The sequence below is a fragment of the Pseudomonas sivasensis genome, from assembly GCF_021391435.1.
In the GTDB taxonomy this organism is placed as follows: Bacteria; Pseudomonadota; Gammaproteobacteria; order Pseudomonadales; family Pseudomonadaceae; genus Aquipseudomonas; species Aquipseudomonas sivasensis.
In genome coordinates this window covers 3025730-3044696 of sequence record NZ_CP090029.1, presented here as the reverse complement: position 1 = coordinate 3044696, position 18967 = coordinate 3025730, and the positions used below count along the sequence as shown (strand labels likewise).

Below are 18967 nucleotides of genomic sequence, written 5' to 3'. Positions count from 1 at the left end.
TCAGTTTGCTGCCAGTCGATAAGACCACGTTTCAGAAATCTCATGGGTAGTAACACTACCGCTGCAACTGCAGCGAGCCGCATCATCCTGCCGCCGGGCCGCCTCGATTTATGTATTGCGGTGAGCACAACTGGCGTATTCGGCTTTACCCACAGGGGTGGTTCGCAGATTGGGTCGCCGGCCTCGAATGCCTGGCGCCATTCAGAAATCGACCTGTATCGCGGGAACGTGCCGATCGACAAGGCGCTCGGAGGTGGATGGGAGCCGGACACGGTTGTGGCAACGGCGAAGAGATGTAAAGAGCTCCTTTAGTTGGTCAAATCCAGCCATTTTTAGCCCTGCGGCCCGGTTGCTCATGGTTCTTTTTGTTTGGAGCGTCCTAAAATATTGAAGGACACTTTTGTAAGCCAAGTTAGAAGTCCTACGTAAGTAATTTCCTAGTACAGCGCTGTTAGTGGTGACAAGCCCAAACTGTTTACTGTCTCGGGCATATCGCACTAGCCTTCCCCTGCAATCGACTCATTGATGCATGAGATTACAAGGCGTACATTTTCGCGATAGCGGCAACTCAGTTACTACTACAGAGAACGCTGATTCACCTAAGGCAATCACGCGACCACCGTTAACCGAGCTAATCAATCAATGCTTATTACATCTGCACCTTACCGAATAAAAACAAAGCATTTACTAACAAAACCATGTTTCTCGACAGTTCTTGCGCGAACCCATAAACGCAGGCATTAAAATACGATGAGCACATTAGGTTTTTATAAGGCAAAAAACAACAAGCCATACTATCTCTTATCAATATTTATGAACCTGGACGTTCAGAGAAGCTTGTTTGTACTTTACTTGCTACAGCTTGGTGTCACACAAGGAGAAATAGGCATTCTTCAATCATTTTTATTTTTCTCCTCAGTAGCATTAGAAATCCCATCCGGATTAATCGCAGATCGATACGGTCGCAGACTCTCTCTTACAATCGGATTCCTAGGTTTATCTTTAAGTGGCATTGGCTTCTTAATCTTCACCTCCTTTATACCTTTCGCAATTATATTTTGTCTATTTGGCGCTAGCATTGCCATGGGTTCCGGGTCAGACAGAGCGCTACTTTATGATAACTTATTAGCTGAACACCGAGCTGAAGAATTCCCTAAAATATTATCGCGCGCCCGTGCCATTGGGGCTATATCACTAGGTTTGTCTATGATCCTCGGAGGTATCTTACAAGACAGCTGGTCTTGGAACAGCGTGTATATTGCTTTTGCAGCATCAAAGCTTATAGGAGCGCTTATCGCAACACTCACCCCAGAGTTAAAACTGCCATCTATTTCACACCAGGAAAATAAGATACCCAGCATCAGCAATCATAAAACCGAATCAACTTCCACCTCGCTCGTTAATTTTTTTCGCACAAAAAATGGCGCCTTTTTTATACCTTTATTTATTGGATACGCCTTATTCGAGCTGTCAACGATTCCATTATTTATATACGGACAGCCATTTTTTTCCATGCGCGGTTTAGAAGTGCCTATGATTGCTGGTATTTATGCAGCGATTGAAGCTATATCAGCAGGGGTATTCATAGCCGCTGGCTTCATTTGTTCCAGACTATCTCTCGGCATAATTGCGCTAACTACCACCTGCATTACTACCTTTCTTCTTTTTATCCTTTCATTAGATTTTGGAATAACCATTTCGATTGTTGCTTTTGTCCTGACCATGTCCCTCCCTGCAATCTACGAGACTGCATATGAGACATACATCCATGAAAATGTCGAATCACGCATCCGCGCATCCTGCGTCTCTTTTGCAAATCTAGTTAACTCAGTCATTATCGGCATTTCCTATACGGTTTTTGGAGGACTATTGGACAGGCATGGTTTTTCGCTGACGTTAATTATAATTGCAGTCTGCTGCTTTACTGGTTTACTTGGTGTAAATGCAACATTACTGCTAGGCAGGCAAATAGCTCACTCAAAAAACAAGAAACTTGAATCTTCTCGTTTTTTTTAGAGACTCCCCGGGCTCGCGCCGATTTTTGCCTTTAGCTCTGCGCCTTGCGGGCGAACGCTTTAAAACATTGCCCTCACGCTGCCCAGCAGTATCTGTCAGACCATTCTCAAATTACAGCGCTGACTAAGGTTGGCCGGTCCAAGGTCGATAAGGGATGGAGTGCTTAATACAAACAGGAGATTGATATGGGCATGCTCGTTACGAATGCCGCAACCACGCTATCGAAGCAGACAGATGCTCGCGTAATCAGAAATCCGACGATGGTGACAAATGCGTTCACTGTGAATGAAGAGGCCAAGGCGGCGGAGACATTAAAACTCAAAAACGCCGAGAAAACGGCTGACCTGAAGGCATTCCTGAAAAACTATGACATGACATCGATCAGCACCCAGGAGCTGAAAATCGTTGGTAGGAAACTCTATGAGAGCGATCTGATAGATGGAAATACATTTAGTATGTTCATTTCCGGCGATGGCGCATTCGATGAAAATGGGCACCAGACAAAACAGGACGTTAAGTTCAATGCTATAGCGCTATTCAATGAGAAATATGAAGATCAACTGGCATATTTCAGTACCGACCGCTACTCGAAACCCGGAGATGTCACCTATATTCTTGGTGGAATGAAAAGTGCAAATCAAGTGATCAATGTCTGGCCTATTTTGTAAACTCTGAAAATAACAACCTGTCGGTAGATGAGCGTGCCTGAGCCACGACTCGTAGAATTGCAGTGCAATCAACCGCGCATGAATTATCAATCCAAGTAAGCCGGGCACTTCCTAAAAGTTCGAAGGATCACGTTGTCGGACGCAAACGCAAGACACAGCCAGTTATTTCTTAGTCCCTTGCGCCCCGAACTTAAACGCGAGTGACTTCATTCAAAATCAAACTCCGATAATGCCCAGGATTGGACCCCGCCCACTTCCGAAACGCCTTATAAAACGAGCTCGTGTCCGCAAACCCTAACCGCGCGGCAATCTCGGCGAAGCTGATCTGCGGTTCCGCCAGCCACACTATCGCCAGTTCTTTGCGCACGCTGTCCTTGAGGCCTTGGTAGGTTTGCCCTTCTTCCGCCAGACGGCGGCGCAGGGTTGAGGCGGAGATGCATAAGGTGGCCGCAAGGCCTTCGGTTTCCGGCCAGGTGTCGGGGGGCATTTGGCGCAGGTCGTGTTTGATCCGTGTGGCGAGGCTGTCGGGGTCGCGGTATTTGACCAGGATGTTGGCCGGCGCGTGGGCGAGGAAGCGCTTGAGTTCTTCAGGGCTGCGCTTGATGGGCAAGTCGAGGCAGTCGGCGGAAAAGATCATACGGGTGCGCGGTCGGTCGAAGCGCAGGTTGTCGGAAAACATCACTTGGTAGTCGTCGTAAAAGTCTGGCTGTGGGCAGCGCAACTCAATAGCCAGGATGGGAATGCGCCGTCCCGCCAGCCAGCAGGCGACGCCGTGCACGATCATCCAATAGGTAAAATAGGTGAACGCGCGCTGCGGCTTAGGCTCGGGCTCGTGCAGGACAATCTCTGCCAGGCTCTGTTGGCGCACCAACTGGGCGGGCATGCGTTCCAGCATCAGAGAGAGGAACCCCAAACCGGTTTCCAGGCTGGTAGCAAGCGTTGGTTGCGCCACGCAGGCATGGCACAAAAACGCCAGGCTGCCGGACTTGAGCTTGCGCGGGTCCATGCCGAAGAATTCGTCGTCCATGCGCCGTGCCAGCAAACGCCACAGCCGCGCATAAGCGGTAGCCGAAATGCGTGCGGTCGGCAGTTCGAGCAACCCAGGGTCAATCCCGACTTTGCGCAAGACTTCAATCGTGGCCGCACCGGTTGCACAGCTCTGCAACAAGGCCTCGCGCACGAGGTGGATGGAGATGGTGTCTTTTTCCAACATTGGCGCCGCCGTGCCCTGTGTGGCGTGAAGTGCGGCCATCTTAGGCAGTCGCGCGGCAAAAGAGTAGGCACCGAGGTATTGGTCTCGGGTATTCTGCGCCGGGATTTTTACCGACAGGGAGTGGAATCGATGAGTTGCTGGGAAGTACTTGGGCTGCCGTCCGACGCCGATGCTCGCAGTATCAAGCGCCAATACGCGGTGTTGCTCAAACAGCATCGCCCGGATGAAGACCCTGTCGGCTTCCAGCGCCTGCGCGAGGCCTATGAGCACGCGCTGCAATGGAGCCGTTACGAAGCGCCCGTCGAAGTGCCGCAATCGCTCCCGGTCGACACAGTGCAGCCCGCTACGACCGAGCCCGACACGCGCTTGGACCAGGCGCAAGCCTTGGTGGACGACGCCACACCGGCCAATCTTGCGCGTCTCTATGAGCAGGCCCAGCACATTGGATGCGCCGAGGCTTTTGAGGCCCTGCTGCTGCAACGCTGCCTGAATGGCACGGAACCCGCGATTGCGGCCTGGGCCGTCACTCATCTGCACTGGCTCACGCCCTGGCAACGGGAAACACCCGTGCGACTGCCCGACTATCGTCTGGCTGCCTTGTTGGAGCAGATGTTTACCGACGTCGAGCACACGCTCACCGAATTACTCAATCAACAACAGGTCGAGGCCTTCACGGCGGCCTTGATCGAGTTGCATAACACCGAATGGCTCAAGCCCCTGGCGCGCCATGCGCGGCTCAATGACGTACTCGCGCGCACGCTGCTGGCCAGCACCTTCTGGTCAGAGGCGCTGTTCGAAACCCTGTGCACCGAGCAGGCCTGGTCCGATCAGTACCTGGAAAACCACTGCCCCGAGCCTGAGTGGTCGGCGTTAAAGGAACGCAATGTACTGGAGCGTTTCAGTGCACAGGTCTACCACCAGGCCAGCCTGGACAGCCGTGACCCCAAGGCGCGCGCGGCCAGGTTGCTGTTCGGCGACATGACGCTGGAACAACGCCAACGCTTTGCCCGGCGCTTCGGCGAATCCGACTGGAACGCCTGCCGCACCCTCAGCGAAACCCTGCTCAACCAGTACCCGGCCCTGTGCGCACACATGCCCGGTGAGGATCCCTACTTCTGGCGCGACTGGGAACGCATCAGCCGCCCCTGGCCGATGTTTGTGGCGTTGCTGGGCATGGCCGTCGGCTGGGCGATCCACGACCAGCAAATGACCGACCACACCTTGATGGAATCCCTCGGCATGGCCCCTACCTGGGCCTTCCTGATCGCTATACCGGCGCTGCTCATCCTCGCGATCTGGCGTCCGGCCACCGACGGTTTTGGTGAAATCGATGAGCGGCTTGCCGTGCACCTGTCGCCCTGGCTGAGCTTTCGCCGGCCGCCACCGTTGGTGATCCGCGAGATTCTGCCGTGCTGGGTGCTTGGCCTGTTGATCTGGATGATCCTCGGCAACTACGCGTTGGCGGGCTATGTGTTGACGTTGCAGGGCCTGGGCCTGGCGCAGCGCGTGCTTGGTCGGCCGGGATTACGTGCAGCACTGACGTGGCGCTGGCCGGCGCGACCGTCGACGCGTCAATGGGCCATCGGCCTGGGCCTCGGCGCCCTGCTGCTGAGCGCCGCGCAGATGTACGAAAACAATCAACGTATCCACCGTGATGAGGGTTTGCAGCCGTTCTTGATGAGCCGTTGCAGCGGACTCAAAGCTGGCGCGCCGGGGTGTACACCATGAACCGCATCACCTTTGCAGCCCTCTGCACCTTCGTGCCCCTGGCGCTGAGCACCGTGGGCCTGCTGACGAATACCGATATGCTCGCCCCGCTGAAAACCTGGGCCAACCGCCCGGCAGCGCTTGAGCACCAGCAAGCCCAGGCGCTGCGTCCGGTGATCGACTGCCTCAACCGAGTCGACAGCAATTGGCGAGTGGCGTACTTCAACTACCGCAGCCGCAGCCCCCGCGCCAACGACCCGAATCTGGCGTTCATCGAGCGTTTCCCCGAGCTGTATCAGCGCACACAAGGCCCGCAATTGAGCCTGCTGGACTACGACGCCAAACGCCCGGACCTGTGCCTGCTGACGTCCTCGCAAAGAAGCGCACTGCAAAAATACTTGCCGCAGATCGCCGCGCTTCGCAACGACTATATGGACCACCTGCTGCAGGTCTATTCATCGGTGAAAGCGTTCGACTTCTACCCCAGCGCAACCGTCCCTGGCCTCACCCCTGCGCAGCGGGCGATCAGCGATGCGCAGTTCTTCCCTGTGGCGGAAAAATTCCTCACGGTCTCATCCGAACTGCGCGCCGCCGTGGACGTAGCCGACCGCCGGATACGCCTGCAACAACTGCAGCACTTGCAGGTACGTGACGAACACCAGATGGCGCTTATCGCCGGCCTGATCCTGCAGACCCGCGACACGATGCACAGCCTTGACCCACGATCCCCCAAGCAATTGGCGGACGCATTGAGCGACATACAGCAGACCTGGGATTACGCCCAGCGGTACCTGCGCCCCAACCTACCGACCTCCGAAGCCAAGGCCCAACAGTTGTGGCAGCGGATTAAACAACCCGGTTACGACTACCTTGGCGCGCTCCAAGCACTTGCCCAGCATTCCAGCGAAACCCCCGATCCAGACCGGCTAAACGCTGATTACTTTGAAACACAACGGCGCTTTGACTTGCTGGTGGACGCCTATAACCAGGCCGTCGGACAGGACTACTGAGCGGCCTTCTCTTGGTCGTTCAGCCACTGTTCAGCAAACGTCAATATTTCCTGTTTAGCAATGAGTATCATTATGTTACAACTTAGGCTCCTATCTAGTTACGCTCTGGTGCCGAATGCTTGTCCCCTTTCTCATCATGCTGCGCGAAGGCATTGAAGCAGCATTGATCGTTGGCATCATCGCCAGTTACCTGCAACAGACTGGCCGCGGCCAATGGATGCCGGCGGTGTGGATCGGGGTGTTCCTCGCCGCCGCGTTGGCTTTGTTGGTGGGCGGTGGCCTGGAGCTGGTCAGCGCCGAATTCCCGCAAAAACAACAGGAACTGTTCGAAGGCATCGTCGGCTTGGTCGCCGTGGGTATTCTCAGCTCCATGGTGTTCTGGATGCGCAAGGTCGCGCGCTCCATCAAACATTCCCTGCATGCCTCCCTTGATCAGGCTCTGACCGGTTCCAAACACCAGGTCACGGCCCTGATCCTCATGGTGTTCTTCGCCGTGGCCCGGGAAGGCCTGGAAACCGTGTTTTTCCTGCTGGCGGTGTTCCAGCAAAGCGAGGGCCCGGGCGCGCCGATTGGCGCCTTGCTCGGCCTGGTCCTGGCGATCATCGTGGGTTTCCTGATCTACACCGGCAGCATGCGCCTCAACCTCGGCGCGTTTTTCCGCTGGACCGGCCTGTTCATCCTGGTGGTCGCCGCCGGCATTCTGGCCAATTCGGTGCAGGCCCTGCACGAAGCAGGCGTGTGGAACCACCTGCAAACGGTGCTGTTCGACTTCAGCGCCGCATTGCCGATGGACAGCCCTCTGGGTTCGGTGCTCGCCGGCATGTTCGGCTACCAGGAAGCGCCGACCGTCAGCACCCTGGGTGCCTACCTGATCTACCTGGTGGTCGCGCTGGTGATGTTCTTCCTGCCTGCCGCACCGGCCAAACCCGCCAACATGCCCTCTTCCGTTTCCAGCCAGTAAGGACCGTCTCTTGTCCAACCCAACGCCTCAACCCGCCTCGCCACCCCGCGCCCTGCGCTGGGCGGTGGCCGGCTCGGTGGTCGTGATGATCGCCGCCGGTGGCCTGTTCTATTACGCATCGCAATTGGCCGCCGCCAAGCGCCAGACCAACAGCAATGAGATCGCTGTAACGATTCATGGCCACGCCTGCGAGCCCAATGCGTTGACGGTTCCGGCCGGGCGCGCGAGCTTTCGTATCATCAACCGCTCCGACCGCGCGGTGGAATGGGAAATCCTCGACGGCGTCCTGGTGGTCGAAGAGCGGGAAAACATTGCCCCCGGTCTGAGCCAGGTGATCAACGCCAACCTGCTGCCGGGCGACTATGCGATCACCTGCGGCCTGTTGAGCAATCCCCGTGGCACCCTGCATGTGACGCCAACGGCAGCCTCCGATGCCCAGGCCAAGGCCAAGCCGTCGATGGTGGCGTTTATCGGCCCGCTGTCGGAATTCCGCGTGTACTTGAGCGGCCAGGGTAGCGCGCTGGTCAAGGCTGCGACCGCCTTGCAACAAGCAATCGACGCCGGTGACCTGGCGCAGGCCCAGGCCCTGTATGCGCCGGCCCGTGAGGCTTACCAACGACTGGCGCCGGCGTCCCAACGCCTGGCAGAGCTGGACAACGCGATCAACGCCCGCGCCGATTACTTCGAGAAACGCGAACAGGACCCGGCCTTCAGCGGCTTCCATCGCCTCGAATACAGCCTGTTCCAGCAACGCAGCCTCGACGGCCTGGCCCCGGTGGCACAGCGCTTGGTGACCGATGTCACCACGCTTAAGCAGCAACTGCTGGCTCAATCGCTGCCACCGGAGCAACTGGTGAGTATCGTGGTGCGCAACCTCAACAGTCTGGCCGATGTGCGCGCCATCAGCGGTGAGGAAGAGCGCTACAGCCACCTAGACCTGAACGGTTTCGCCGCCAATCTGCAAGTGGCGCACAAAGTGGTCGAGTTGATGCGTCCACTGTTGACCAAGTCCGCTGCCGACCTGTTGCCTGACATCGACAACGCCCTCGCCGCGTTCGATGCCGAGCTCGCGGGGTTCAAGGTCAATGACAGTTACAGCACGTACGACAGCGTGACCGCCGATCAGCGCAAGCAGATCGCCGACAAGGCCAAGGCTCTGGCCGATGCACTCGATGGAATCGACCCCGCCCTTGGCCTTTCCGGCCTGCAGTGAAGACGACCGAATTTTATGAGTGACTCAGAACAGTTTTCAGCCCAACGCCGCCGTGTCCTCTTGGGCATGGCCGCCACCGGCGCGGCCATCGCCGGCAGCTCCCTGACCTGCCCGGCCATGGCGGCCGCCGCCGAGCAAGTCACTACCGCACCGCGCAGTGACAAGACCCAGGACCACCACGATTTTTTCGGCAAGCACCAAAGCGGTATCGTCACCCCGCGCCCGGCCTGCGGCATGCTGGTGGCGTTCGACGTATTGGCCAGCGACCGTGAAGACCTGGAGCGCCTGTTCCGCACCTTGAACGAACGCATCAGCTTTCTGATGACCGGCGGCACCGTGCCCCAGGTCGACCCGAAGCTGCCGCCCACCGATTCCGGGATCCTTGGGCCGGTGGTCACACCGGACAACCTGACCATCACCGTGTCTGTCGGCGAATCGCTGTTTGATGAACGCTTCGGCCTGGGCGCCGCCAAACCGAAGCGTCTGAGCCGCATGGTCGGTTTTCCCAACGATGCGCTGGAGCCGGCGCAGTGCCATGGCGACCTGAGCCTGCAATTCAGCTCTAACACGCCGGACACCAATATCCACGCCCTGCGCGACATCGTGAAGAACCTGCCCGACCTGTTGCTGGTGCGCTGGAAACAGGAAGGCAGCGTGCCGCCGCAGGCGCCGGCCAAACCCGGCGAGCCGGCGCAGAGCGCGCGTAACTTCCTGGGTTTCCGTGATGGTTCGGCCAACCCGAATTCCAACGACAACAAGGCGATGGACCAGATTGTGTGGGTCCAACCCGGCAGCGACGAACCGGCCTGGGCCGCCAATGGCAGTTACCAGGCGGTGCGCATCATCCGCAACTTCGTCGAGCGCTGGGACCGCACGCCCCTGCAGGAGCAAGAAAGCATCATTGGCCGCGTCAAGACCACCGGTTCGCCCATGGATGGCCAGAAAGAATCCCAGGTGCCCGACTACAGCAAGGACCCGGAAGGCAAGCTGACCAAGCTCGATGCCCATATCCGCCTGGCCAACCCGCGTACCCCGCAGACGCAGGCCAACCTGATCCTGCGTCGGCCGTTCAACTACTCCAACGGCGTCAATAAAAACGGTCAGCTGGACATGGGGCTGTTGTTCATCTGCTACCAGGCTGACCTGGAGAAAGGCTTTATCAGCGTGCAGACCCGACTCAACGGCGAGCCCCTGGAGGAATACCTCAAGCCCGTCGGCGGCGGGTATTTCTTCACCTTGCCGGGAGTCACCGGGCCCAAGGATTTCATCGGTCGCACGCTGCTTGCCGCGACGCCCCCTCAAACCACTGCCAACACCTGAAACCAACCCCCAAAGCGGAAACCGCCCTATGAAGAAGTCGACCCTCGCGTTGTCGTTGTTAGTGACCCTCTCACCCCTGGCCGCCTTCGCCGCCACCACGGCGCCGCTGGATCTGGTAGGGCCGGTGTCGGACTACAAGATCTACGTCACCGAAGAAATCGGTGAATTGGTCACCCAAACCAAAGCGTTTACCGACGCCATCAACCAGGGCGACCTGGCTACCGCCAAGAAGCTCTACGCGCCGACCCGCGTGCATTATGAGTCCATCGAGCCGATCGCCGAGCTGTTCAGCGATCTGGATGCGTCCATCGACTCCCGTGTCGACGACCACGAAAAAGGCGTGACTGCCGAAGACTTCACCGGCTTCCACCGCATCGAATACGCGCTGTTCTCGCAGAACTCAACCAAGGGCCTGGAAACGTTGACGGCCAAGCTCAACACCGACGTCAACGACCTCAAGACCCGGGTCGACGGCCTGACCTTCCCGCCGGAAAAAGTCGTGGGCGGCGCCGCAGCCCTTCTGGAAGAGGTCGCCGCAACCAAGATCTCCGGCGAAGAGGACCGCTACAGCCACACCGACCTGTATGACTTCCAGGGCAACATCGACGGTGCGAAGAAAATCGTCGACCTGTTCCGTGGCCAGATCGACAAACAGGACAAGGCCTTCCTGGCCAAGGTCGACAAGAACTTCGCCACCGTGGACAAGGTTCTGGCCAAGTACAAGACCAAGGACGGCGGTTTCGAGACCTACGATAAGGTCAAGGACAACGACCGCAAGGCGTTGGTAGGCCCGGTGAACACGCTGGCTGAAGATCTGTCGACGCTACGCGGCAAGCTGGGCTTGAACTGATCAAGACCTGACGCCATGTCCCGCGCTCCGGCGCGGGGCATCACCGGTTCGGCGCTGCTCGCCTGGCCCCCCGCAACCATCATGTACGTACGCAATTTTTCTTCAGCCGTGAGCAGATGCGGCGCCGTCTTGCCCCATTTCGTCGCTCCCCCCGCCAGCAGCACCGGCAGTTTTACCAGGCCCTTCGTCGCGGCATGGATCATCTGCGGATAACCATCCAGCGGGTTTAACGCGGCATTGGCAAACAGGCCGGAGTGTTTGATGAAGTCAAACGCGCGCTCGCTGAAACTGGCCGCGACTTTAGCCGTATTCGCCGTAGCGGCCGCGGGTCTGAACCGCGTGGCAAGTCGCTGCACCGGGTTGGGCAGCAAGGCCTTGGCCGAACGCAGCAGGCCACTCGCCTGACCGCCGGCGCCGATGGCCACGCCGATCATATCCACGGTCAAATTGCCCAGGCCCTGGGCGATATCGCCACGCTTGAACGCCTGGTACGCACCGAGGAACGGCACAAACCCCAATAGAAACTCGTGCTCGCGGGCCCGGGCTTCCCGGCGTTTTTCAAGTGGTAACGGCTCGCGCGCGCGCTGCAAGAGAGCCTCGGCGGGCTCATAGAAATTGTCCTGAGCGATTCTGCCGGCAATGGCCGCGATCTTGCGCGAGCCATAAGTGTTGGGCACGAAGCTTTGCAGCGTGTGGTTGGCAGGCAACTCGCCTGGCGCAATCGCTCCCCCCAGCGGTTCAACGATAACCGACGACGCCATCGCCTCCGGCCGTGGCGCAGAGCCGGTCGTGTAGGCAGCAAGATCGAAGGGCATCTGTGTGCCACGGACTATCGGCATATACACCGAACCATGGGGCGCGCTGATGCGCTGCTTGCGAATCACGCCGTGTAGCTCGATGGCGTCGGGCAGGTCTGTACGCTTGATCAGCTCGCCGCTGGCGAAGACCTCGTAATAGGCCACCGTCTGGTCATGCTCCACACGCATCAGGGTTGCGTGGCGACCGCGCTGCGCATCTTTGCGGGCCTGGGTCTCCTCGACCTGAACGACGCCAGTTTCGCCACGCAGGGTGAACAATTCGACCTTGCCCAGCTCGATCAACGTGCGCTCGGCAAGGGGTAACTGGGCAAACATCAATTTGAGCTTCGTGGCATAGGCGCCCTGGAGCTGTTTGAGGTGACGGTTGACGGTGCTTTTGAGTAACGGTTCAAGCTCGGGCAGATGACGAATGCGTCGATCCAGTAACTCCAGGGCGCCCTCCGCCACCTGCGGCGCGCGGTCTGGCTGATAGGGCGTTTGCGCAGACGTCGGCGGTGCTAGCAAATGCTTGCTGAGCACCCACTTTCCCGGTGTGAGGTCGCCGGTCATGTAGGTTTCCACCAGCGAACGGCTGCGCGGTTCGGTGACCGGTGCGTTGCGGCGATCTTTGCCGTTGGCCAGTTCCAGGCTCATGCGCTCAAGCTCAGACGCCGTGCTGTCGGGGAATACTCGCAGCAACTCCCGGATGGCCAGCGCCTTGCGCGTCGGCAGTTCCACGCTGGCGCTGGCGAAGGCCTCGGCCGTCTCTTCTTGCTGTTTGAACAGTGCCCGCGACGCCTCTTGGAGGTCGTGTTGCGAATACTCGCCGTCACTGCGCAGCCTGACGGCGCCGTTCAACACGCCCCAGTCAGCGAGGATTTTCAGCGCATTGAGTTGCATCAATTCTGCTTGTGCCTCACTGGTGGGCACCAGGGTCGTCAGTGCACGGACCTGGTGTTCACTCATCATCCGTGACGTGCCCGGCGCAGCATGATCGGCCAGCGTGCAGCCCAGGCGTAGCTCCATCCAGGCCAGAGTGCCGATACGCAACGTGTCCGGCACTTCCTTGACCAGCATTTCCGGCGCCGCTTGCGCCAGGAATACCGGGGTGACCAGCGCCGCCAGGTCGGGCGTCAGCTTTATATATTGCTGCAGGTGCTGCTCGATATCGCGCCGCACCTCGCTCAACGAACGGCCCATATTCGCCGGTTGATAGATCGAATAACCACCGATGTGCCCAGGTTTGACGTCGTCCAGGTTGATCCGCGCGACTTTAGTCAGTGTGGCCTTATCAGCCTCGCTCAACGTGTCGGGGGAATATGGCCCGGTGTAGTCACCCACTGCGGGCGCCGGCGGCAGCGACAGCCGTAACCAGCGGATGACATTGCGTGTCTCGGCCACGGTGCGTGGCGACCCCAGCCCCTTCAATTCGAGGAGCTGGCGTGCGTCAACCCGTGGCGTCGAGTACACGGCATTCCCCAGTGGTTCGGTCAGTGGGGTCAACGCCGCAAGCTCATCACGCAACGTGTCTACGTCGTTGACGTAATGGGTCAGATTCACCCAGCCCCCCACCGGGCTCAAGCGTTCAAGGCGGCCTTCAGATACTCGAAAGGGCTTACCGTCCCAATCGAACCGTTCGCGCTGCAGCAGGGCGAGCATTTGCGGGCGAGACACAAATGCCTGCAAACGCTCCATCGCCGCTTGGCTGCGCGCGAGCAGTGACGATGTGAGTGGAACGTCCCAGGCCTCGGCGGACCAGTCGGTGCGTGCGCCGTCTGGCAGGTCTTCAAGCCCGGCTTCAAGGCGCTCGGCCAGCGCGTCCCGCTCCACCAGCTCGGGACTCAGGCGCGGCGCCTGGGCAAGGTTGGCGACGTTTGCCGGGGCGGCCCATAGGCGCGGCTGCTGGACCGTGGGCTTGGCACTGTCTTCGCCGACTACGGGAGCCTGCACAGCATATGGAGGGGGCGAGCCGGTGCTCGACAGTGGCGTCAACATATTCAATCCTCTCTGCGCTAGGCCGTGGAATACGGCTTCGTCTGGAGAGGCAATCTAAGGAAAGCTTAAACGCGCTGAATGTAAGCCGAGTCTTGCCGCCTTACGCGTTGCGTTGCGGCGGATTACAGGATCCGGTAAAGCAGTCGCTCGATCCGCACGCGGCTCACCCGACGCAGAAACTTGCCGACCGCCGGGGGGTAATCCACCAGTGTCTGCAACTGCGCGTACCCGTCGATGCGGGTGGTGTGCTGGAAAATCTGCTCAAGCTCGGTCCGCCGTGGGTCCAACCATTGCCCCTGGGGATCGTCGATCAACAAGGCGTTTTCCAAGTCGAGACGGAACGCCCGAGGGTTTAGGTTGTTGCCGGTGAGCAAGGTGTAACGCTGGTCGATCCACATGCCTTTGAGGTGGTAGGTGTTGTCGCCATCGCGCCATAGGTGCAGGTTCAATTGGCCGCTGTCGATCATCGGCTGGTGGCGCTTGGCAAAGCGACGCAGGCTGATTTCGTACAGGTATGGCAGTGCCGCGATGACCTTGAAAGGCTCGCTGGGTGGGATGTAGAAGTCGTTGGCGGTCTTGTCACCGACGATGATGTCGATCTTCACGCCACGCGCCAGGGCACGGTTGATCTCGCGCGTGACCGCCAATGGCAGGTTGAAGTACGGCGTGCAAATGGTCAGTTGCTGCTGGGCGCTGGCGATCAACTCCAGGATCACCCGGCTCAGCGGGTTGTTCTTGCCGACGCCGAGCAACGGGCTGACTGACAGGTGGCCATTGGGCAACTGCCCGGCCGTGGTGTCGTAGGTCGCGTGCTTGAGGCGGCTGCGCAGGTCGCCGATGTCGTTGCGCAGGCTGCGGGTGGTGGGCGGGTTGGGCAGGTCGAGGCGGTGCACCGCTTTGGACGCTACCAGGCCGTGTTCCACCAAGTGCTGCATCGAATCGGCCAGGGGCTTGCTGTGGATCAGGTGATAACGGTCAAACCGGTATTTGTCGAACTTGTGCAGGTACACATTGTTCAGGCTGGCGCCGCTGTACAACACGCTGTCATCGATCACAAAGCCCTTGAGGTGCAACACGCCAAACAGCTCGCGGGTTTGTACCGGAACGCCGTACACCGGCACTTCGCTGGCATGGCTCTGTGTCATGGCCTGGTACCAGGCGCTGTTGCCGGGCTGTTTGCCCGCACCAATCAACCCGCGTTGGGCGCGTAACCAGTCGACCACCACCACGATGTCCAGCTCCGGCCGTGCAGCCTTGGCGGCGTGCAAGGCGTCGTAGATCTCCTGCCCTGCCTCGTCCTGCTGCAAGTACAGCGCCACGATGTAGATACGCCGGGTGGCCTGGGAGATTTTTTCCAGCAGGCAGCGGCGGTACGCATCCGCACCGGACAGCACATCGAGCGCGTCGGGAGTGAGGGGGAAACCACGCAGTTTGGGCAACAGGGAGCGTTTGAAGAACGACGGCATAGGGCTCGCAATGGGTCGAATCCGAAGAGGCCCCGAGCTTACACCATGGGGTTGCTCAGGTCTCGTTGCCTCGTAGGAAAAAGCCCATTGACCATGAAGAACGATCGTTCTACTGTGTGCGACATGAACGACATTACTGGCAATGAAACCCGCGACATTATCCTCGACGTCACCGAGAAGTTGATCTATCGCCACGGCATCGCCGCCACCGGCATGGACTTTCTGGTGAAAACCGCTGGCGTCTCGCGCAAGAGTATTTACCGCTACTTCGCCAATAAAGACGAGTTGGTGATCGCGGCCCTGCAACGCCGCGATGAACGCTGGATGCACTGGCTGCGTGGCGAAGTGGAACGCGTCGACGGCAGCGGCGAACGCCTGCTCGCGCTGTTTGACGCGCTCAGGACGTGGTTCGGCTCGGCGGATTTTCGCGGCTGTGCCTTCATCAACACCAGCGGTGAAACCGGCGACCCGCACAGCCCGGTGCGCCTGCTGGCCAAAGCGCATAAACAGAAACTGTTCGAGTACGCACTTGAACTGTGCCAAGCCCATGGCACCTGCGACCCCGAACGGCAGGCAGCACACCTGCTGATCCTGATCGATGGCGCCATTACCGTTGCCTTGGTCATGGGCGATACAACCGCTGCTGATAACGCGCAATGCATGGCGCGAACGTTATTAGGGCTTTGAATGCACTGGCCGAGCCACTTTGTCTAAACAGGAGCGTTGAAATGTCATCCACCCCAGAAACACGCCCGCCGCTGCCGCCATTCACCCGCGAATCAGCGATTGAAAAAGTCCGCCTGGCCGAAGACGGTTGGAACTCCCGCGACCCACAACGTGTGTCCCTGGCTTACACCCTGGACACCCAGTGGCGTAACCGCGCCGAATTCGTCCATGGCCGCGAAGAAGCCAAAGGCTTTCTCACGCGCAAATGGGCCAAGGAGTTGGATTATCGGCTGATCAAGGAATTGTGGGCCTTCACCGACAACCGCATTGCCGTGCGGTATGCCTATGAATGGCATGACGACTCCGGCAACTGGTTCCGCTCTTACGGCAATGAGAATTGGGAGTTCGACGAAAACGGCCTGATGGCCAACCGTTTTGCCTGTATCAACGACAGGCCGATCATGGAAAGCGAGCGGCTGTTCCATTGGCCGCTGGGCCGACGCCCGGATGAGCATCCGGGGTTGTCCGATCTCGGCCTGTAAAACCTGGTGCGGTTCAAATGTGAGAGGGGGCAAGCCCCCTCCCTACGCTGAGTGCCTCAGTCCTGATTAAGGCCGACTCGATACAACGCACCATCATCCTCATCCGTCAGCACATACAAAAAGCCATCCGGGCCCTGCCGCACATCGCGAATACGCGCCTTCAAACCTCCCAGCAAACGCTCCTCGTGGATGACCTTGTCGCCCTCGAACTGCAACCGAATCAGCTCCTGGCTGGCCAGCGCGCCGATGAACACGTTGTGCTGCCACGCCTTGAACCGGTCACTGTCGTAGAACGCCATGCCGCTGATGCCCGGTGACTTTTCCCACACATGATGGGGCGCCACGGTACCTTCCGCCGTCTTGCCTTTGGCCTCCGGAATCGGCGTCAGGGAGTAGTTGATGCCGTGCGTCGCCAGGGGCCAGCCATAGTTTTTGCCACGTTCGACGATGTTGATCTCGTCACCACCACGGGGGCCGTGCTCGTTTTCCCAGATCGTGCCGCTCCAGGGGTTCAGTGCCAGTCCCTGTGGGTTGCGTTGGCCGTAGGACCAGATTTCGGGGCGTACGCCCGGCTGACCAACAAAGGGGTTGTCATCCGGCACGCGGCCGTCGGGGTAGATCCGTACGACCTTGCCTTGCAGCTTGTCCAGGTCCTGGGCAGTGGGTCGGTCGTTGTTTTCGCCCAGGGTCACGAACAGGTACCCATCCTGGTCGAAGGCCAGGCGCGAGCCAAAGTGATTGCCGGTGGAGAGCTTCGGCTCCTGGCGCAGGATGACTTTGAAATCGATCAGGCCGCTGAGGTCCGCCGCCAAACGTCCACGTCCCACCACAGTGCCGGCCGTGCCGCCTTTGCCGCCGCCTTCGGCGTATGACAAATAGACCGTGCGGTCCTCTTTGAAATCGGGCGACAGCACCACATCGAGTAAACCGCCCTGCCCCTTGGCCCACACCTCAGGCACGCCGCTCAGCGGAGCCGAGAGTTTGCCATCCGGGCTGACAACGCGCAGGTGGCCAAGGCGTTCGGTAACCAGGAAGCCTTGCTGGTCCGGCAGAAACGCCACGGCCCATGGGTGGTCCAGGCCTTTGACGATCGAGGTGACAGTGAGGCTGCCTTGTTCACTGGGGAACTGCTGCGAATCGGCGGCGTAGACCGTCGTCAGGGTCGTCGCGCACATAACGGCTAACAGGGTTTTGCGTATAAACATAAGACGAGTCCTTACCGGCGATTGCCGTTGGCATCAAACGTGGGGGCTTTAGTGTCGGTGGCCGGGCGGCTGGGCGCGGCCTCACGCTGGGGGTAACGGTTGCCGATGCCGCCGTTTTCCAGGGTCGGCGGACGCGTGGCCGGCACGGTCTGGATACCGCGAATCGCCGGCGCATTGGGCTGCGTGCCCTGCATGCTGTTGGGGTTGGCCCGGTGAATGGGGCCATTGTTGGTGTTGTTGCCGCCAGGCAGGTTCTGCGCTTGAGCGGTGGCTGCAAGTGCCAGGCTCAGCGCCAGCACTGCAAGATGACGCACGCGGGTGATCATGACAAAGCCTCTCTGGGACGAGGAGTACCTGCTTTCGATACCACGCTACGCCTGGGGTTCGGCTTTGGTAACTAAATACTTCCTCATCAGGTGTAACACGATCTGTCCGCGCATCCATCCAGGGAAACTTTTTTAACCGCACGCGAGTCACCCGAACACAGTCTCTTCTCAAGGAATCGCACTTATGCCACGGGCCATCTGGAAAGGCGCCATCAGCTTCGGTTTGGTTCATATCCCTGTATCGCTGGTTTCCGCCACGTCCGCACAGGGCGTGGATTTCGACTGGTTGGACAAGCGCAGCATGGACCCGGTGGGCTACAAGCGCATCAACAAAACCACCGGCAAGGAAGTGACCAAGGAGCACATCGTCAAAGGCGTAGCGTTTGAGAAGGGACGTTATGTGGTGCTCAGCGAAGAGGAGATTCGCTCGGCCCACCCCAAGTCCACTCAGACCATCGAAATCATCGCCTTTGTCGCCAGCGACCAGATCCCCTTGCAGAACATCGACACGCCCTACTTCCTGGCGCCGGACAAACGCGGCGGCAAGGTCTACGCGCTGCTGCGGGAAACCCTCAAGAAAACCCGCAAGGTCGCCCTGGCCAATGTGGTGCTGCACACCAAGCAGCACCTGGCGGCATTGATGCCCCTGGAGTCCGCACTGGTGCTGGTGATGCTGCGCTGGCCCGCCGAGGTGCGCAGCCTGGATGAATTGGAACTGGGCAGCGACGTAACCAAACCCTCCCTGGCCAAAGGTGAACTGGACATGGCCAAGCGCTTGGTGGAGGACATGAGCGCCGACTGGCAACCGGATGCCTACCGCGACAGCTTTCAGGAAAAAATCATGGCGCTGGTGGCGAAGAAGGCCAAGGCCGGCAAGATTGAAGATGTGGAATCCAAGGAAGGCAGCGAAGAGCGCAAGTCGGCCGATGTGCTCGACCTGACCGAACTGCTCAAGCGCAGCCTGGCGGGTAAGCCTGCGGCGAAAAAAACCGCCAAGAAAAAGGCCTCTTGA

Annotated in this window: 16 protein-coding genes; 11 read left to right on the top strand and 5 right to left on the bottom strand. The window is 59.1% G+C overall.

Annotation, left to right across the window (positions count from 1 at the left end):
• Nucleotides 1–750 precede the first annotated feature (750 nt).
• Together LRO94_RS13710 and LRO94_RS13705 are read left to right on the top strand one after the other, a co-directional pair.
• Nucleotides 751–2016, top strand: coding sequence for an MFS transporter (locus LRO94_RS13710; protein ID WP_233897045.1), 1266 nt, complete (start codon nt 751–753; stop codon nt 2014–2016).
• A gap of 185 nt (nt 2017–2201) precedes the next feature.
• Nucleotides 2202–2684, top strand: coding sequence for a hypothetical protein (locus LRO94_RS13705; protein WP_233897044.1), 483 nt, complete (start codon nt 2202–2204; stop codon nt 2682–2684).
• A gap of 190 nt (nt 2685–2874) precedes the next feature.
• Here LRO94_RS13705 and LRO94_RS13700 read toward each other — a convergent pair whose 3' ends face one another.
• Entirely contained in the window at nt 2875–3897 is a 1023-nt protein-coding gene (locus LRO94_RS13700; protein WP_095184882.1) for an AraC family transcriptional regulator, read from the bottom strand.
• 129 nt (nt 3898–4026) lie between these two features.
• Between LRO94_RS13700 and LRO94_RS13695 the strand changes: the two genes are divergently transcribed.
• The 6 genes from LRO94_RS13695 to efeO (LRO94_RS13670) all read left to right on the top strand — a co-directional run bounded on the left by LRO94_RS13695 (nt 4027) and on the right by efeO (LRO94_RS13670) (nt 10958).
• On the top strand, nt 4027–5625 hold the full coding sequence (locus LRO94_RS13695) for a J domain-containing protein (protein WP_179179044.1): 1599 nt from the start codon (nt 4027–4029) through the stop codon (nt 5623–5625).
• Nucleotides 5622–6614: a hypothetical protein gene (locus LRO94_RS13690; RefSeq protein ID WP_122763673.1), complete on the top strand. Its 993-nt coding sequence runs from the start codon at nt 5622–5624 to the stop codon at nt 6612–6614. The genes LRO94_RS13695 and LRO94_RS13690 overlap by 4 nt, the downstream gene beginning before the upstream one ends.
• 115 nt (nt 6615–6729) lie before the next feature.
• On the top strand, nt 6730–7575 hold the full coding sequence (gene efeU, locus LRO94_RS13685) for an iron uptake transporter permease EfeU (RefSeq protein ID WP_032891284.1): 846 nt from the start codon (nt 6730–6732) through the stop codon (nt 7573–7575).
• 10 nt (nt 7576–7585) lie between these two features.
• Nucleotides 7586–8788 (top strand): iron uptake system protein EfeO, encoded by a 1203-nt coding sequence (efeO, locus tag LRO94_RS13680; protein ID WP_122681567.1) that lies wholly within the window; start codon nt 7586–7588, stop codon nt 8786–8788.
• Nucleotides 8789–8803: 15 nt separating this feature from the next.
• The gene (efeB, locus tag LRO94_RS13675) at nt 8804–10108 is read left to right on the top strand and encodes an iron uptake transporter deferrochelatase/peroxidase subunit (RefSeq protein ID WP_179179045.1); all 1305 of its coding nucleotides are present in this window, start codon (nt 8804–8806) and stop codon (nt 10106–10108) included.
• 28 nt (nt 10109–10136) lie between these two features.
• Nucleotides 10137–10958: an iron uptake system protein EfeO gene (efeO, locus tag LRO94_RS13670; protein WP_032891279.1), complete on the top strand. Its 822-nt coding sequence runs from the start codon at nt 10137–10139 to the stop codon at nt 10956–10958.
• Here efeO (LRO94_RS13670) and LRO94_RS13665 read toward each other — a convergent pair.
• A complete protein-coding gene (locus tag LRO94_RS13665) occupies nt 10856–13750 on the bottom strand; it encodes a hypothetical protein (RefSeq protein ID WP_233897043.1) in 2895 nt (964 codons plus the stop codon). The genes efeO (LRO94_RS13670) and LRO94_RS13665 overlap by 103 nt on opposite strands.
• Nucleotides 13751–13872: 122 nt before the next feature.
• Entirely contained in the window at nt 13873–15216 is a 1344-nt protein-coding gene (pssA, locus tag LRO94_RS13660) for a CDP-diacylglycerol--serine O-phosphatidyltransferase (protein WP_122763678.1), read from the bottom strand.
• 123 nt (nt 15217–15339) lie between these two features.
• Here pssA and LRO94_RS13655 point away from each other — a divergent pair, with 123 nt between their 5' ends.
• Entirely contained in the window at nt 15340–15903 is a 564-nt protein-coding gene (locus tag LRO94_RS13655) for a TetR/AcrR family transcriptional regulator (RefSeq protein ID WP_095185029.1), read from the top strand.
• Nucleotides 15904–15944: 41 nt separating this feature from the next.
• Complete coding sequence (locus tag LRO94_RS13650) at nt 15945–16424, top strand: nuclear transport factor 2 family protein (protein ID WP_095184891.1); 480 nt, start codon at nt 15945–15947, stop codon at nt 16422–16424.
• Nucleotides 16425–16480: 56 nt separating this feature from the next.
• Here LRO94_RS13650 and LRO94_RS13645 read toward each other — a convergent pair whose 3' ends face one another.
• Nucleotides 16481–17629, bottom strand: a complete 1149-nt coding sequence (locus LRO94_RS13645; RefSeq protein WP_179179048.1) for a PQQ-dependent sugar dehydrogenase — start codon at nt 17627–17629, stop codon at nt 16481–16483.
• 11 nt (nt 17630–17640) lie between these two features.
• Nucleotides 17641–17955: a hypothetical protein gene (locus LRO94_RS13640; RefSeq protein WP_032891269.1), complete on the bottom strand. Its 315-nt coding sequence runs from the start codon at nt 17953–17955 to the stop codon at nt 17641–17643.
• Between the two features lie 184 nt (nt 17956–18139).
• Here LRO94_RS13640 and ku point away from each other — a divergent pair, with 184 nt between their 5' ends.
• On the top strand, nt 18140–18967 hold the full coding sequence (ku, locus tag LRO94_RS13635; protein WP_032891268.1) for a non-homologous end joining protein Ku: 828 nt from the start codon (nt 18140–18142) through the stop codon (nt 18965–18967).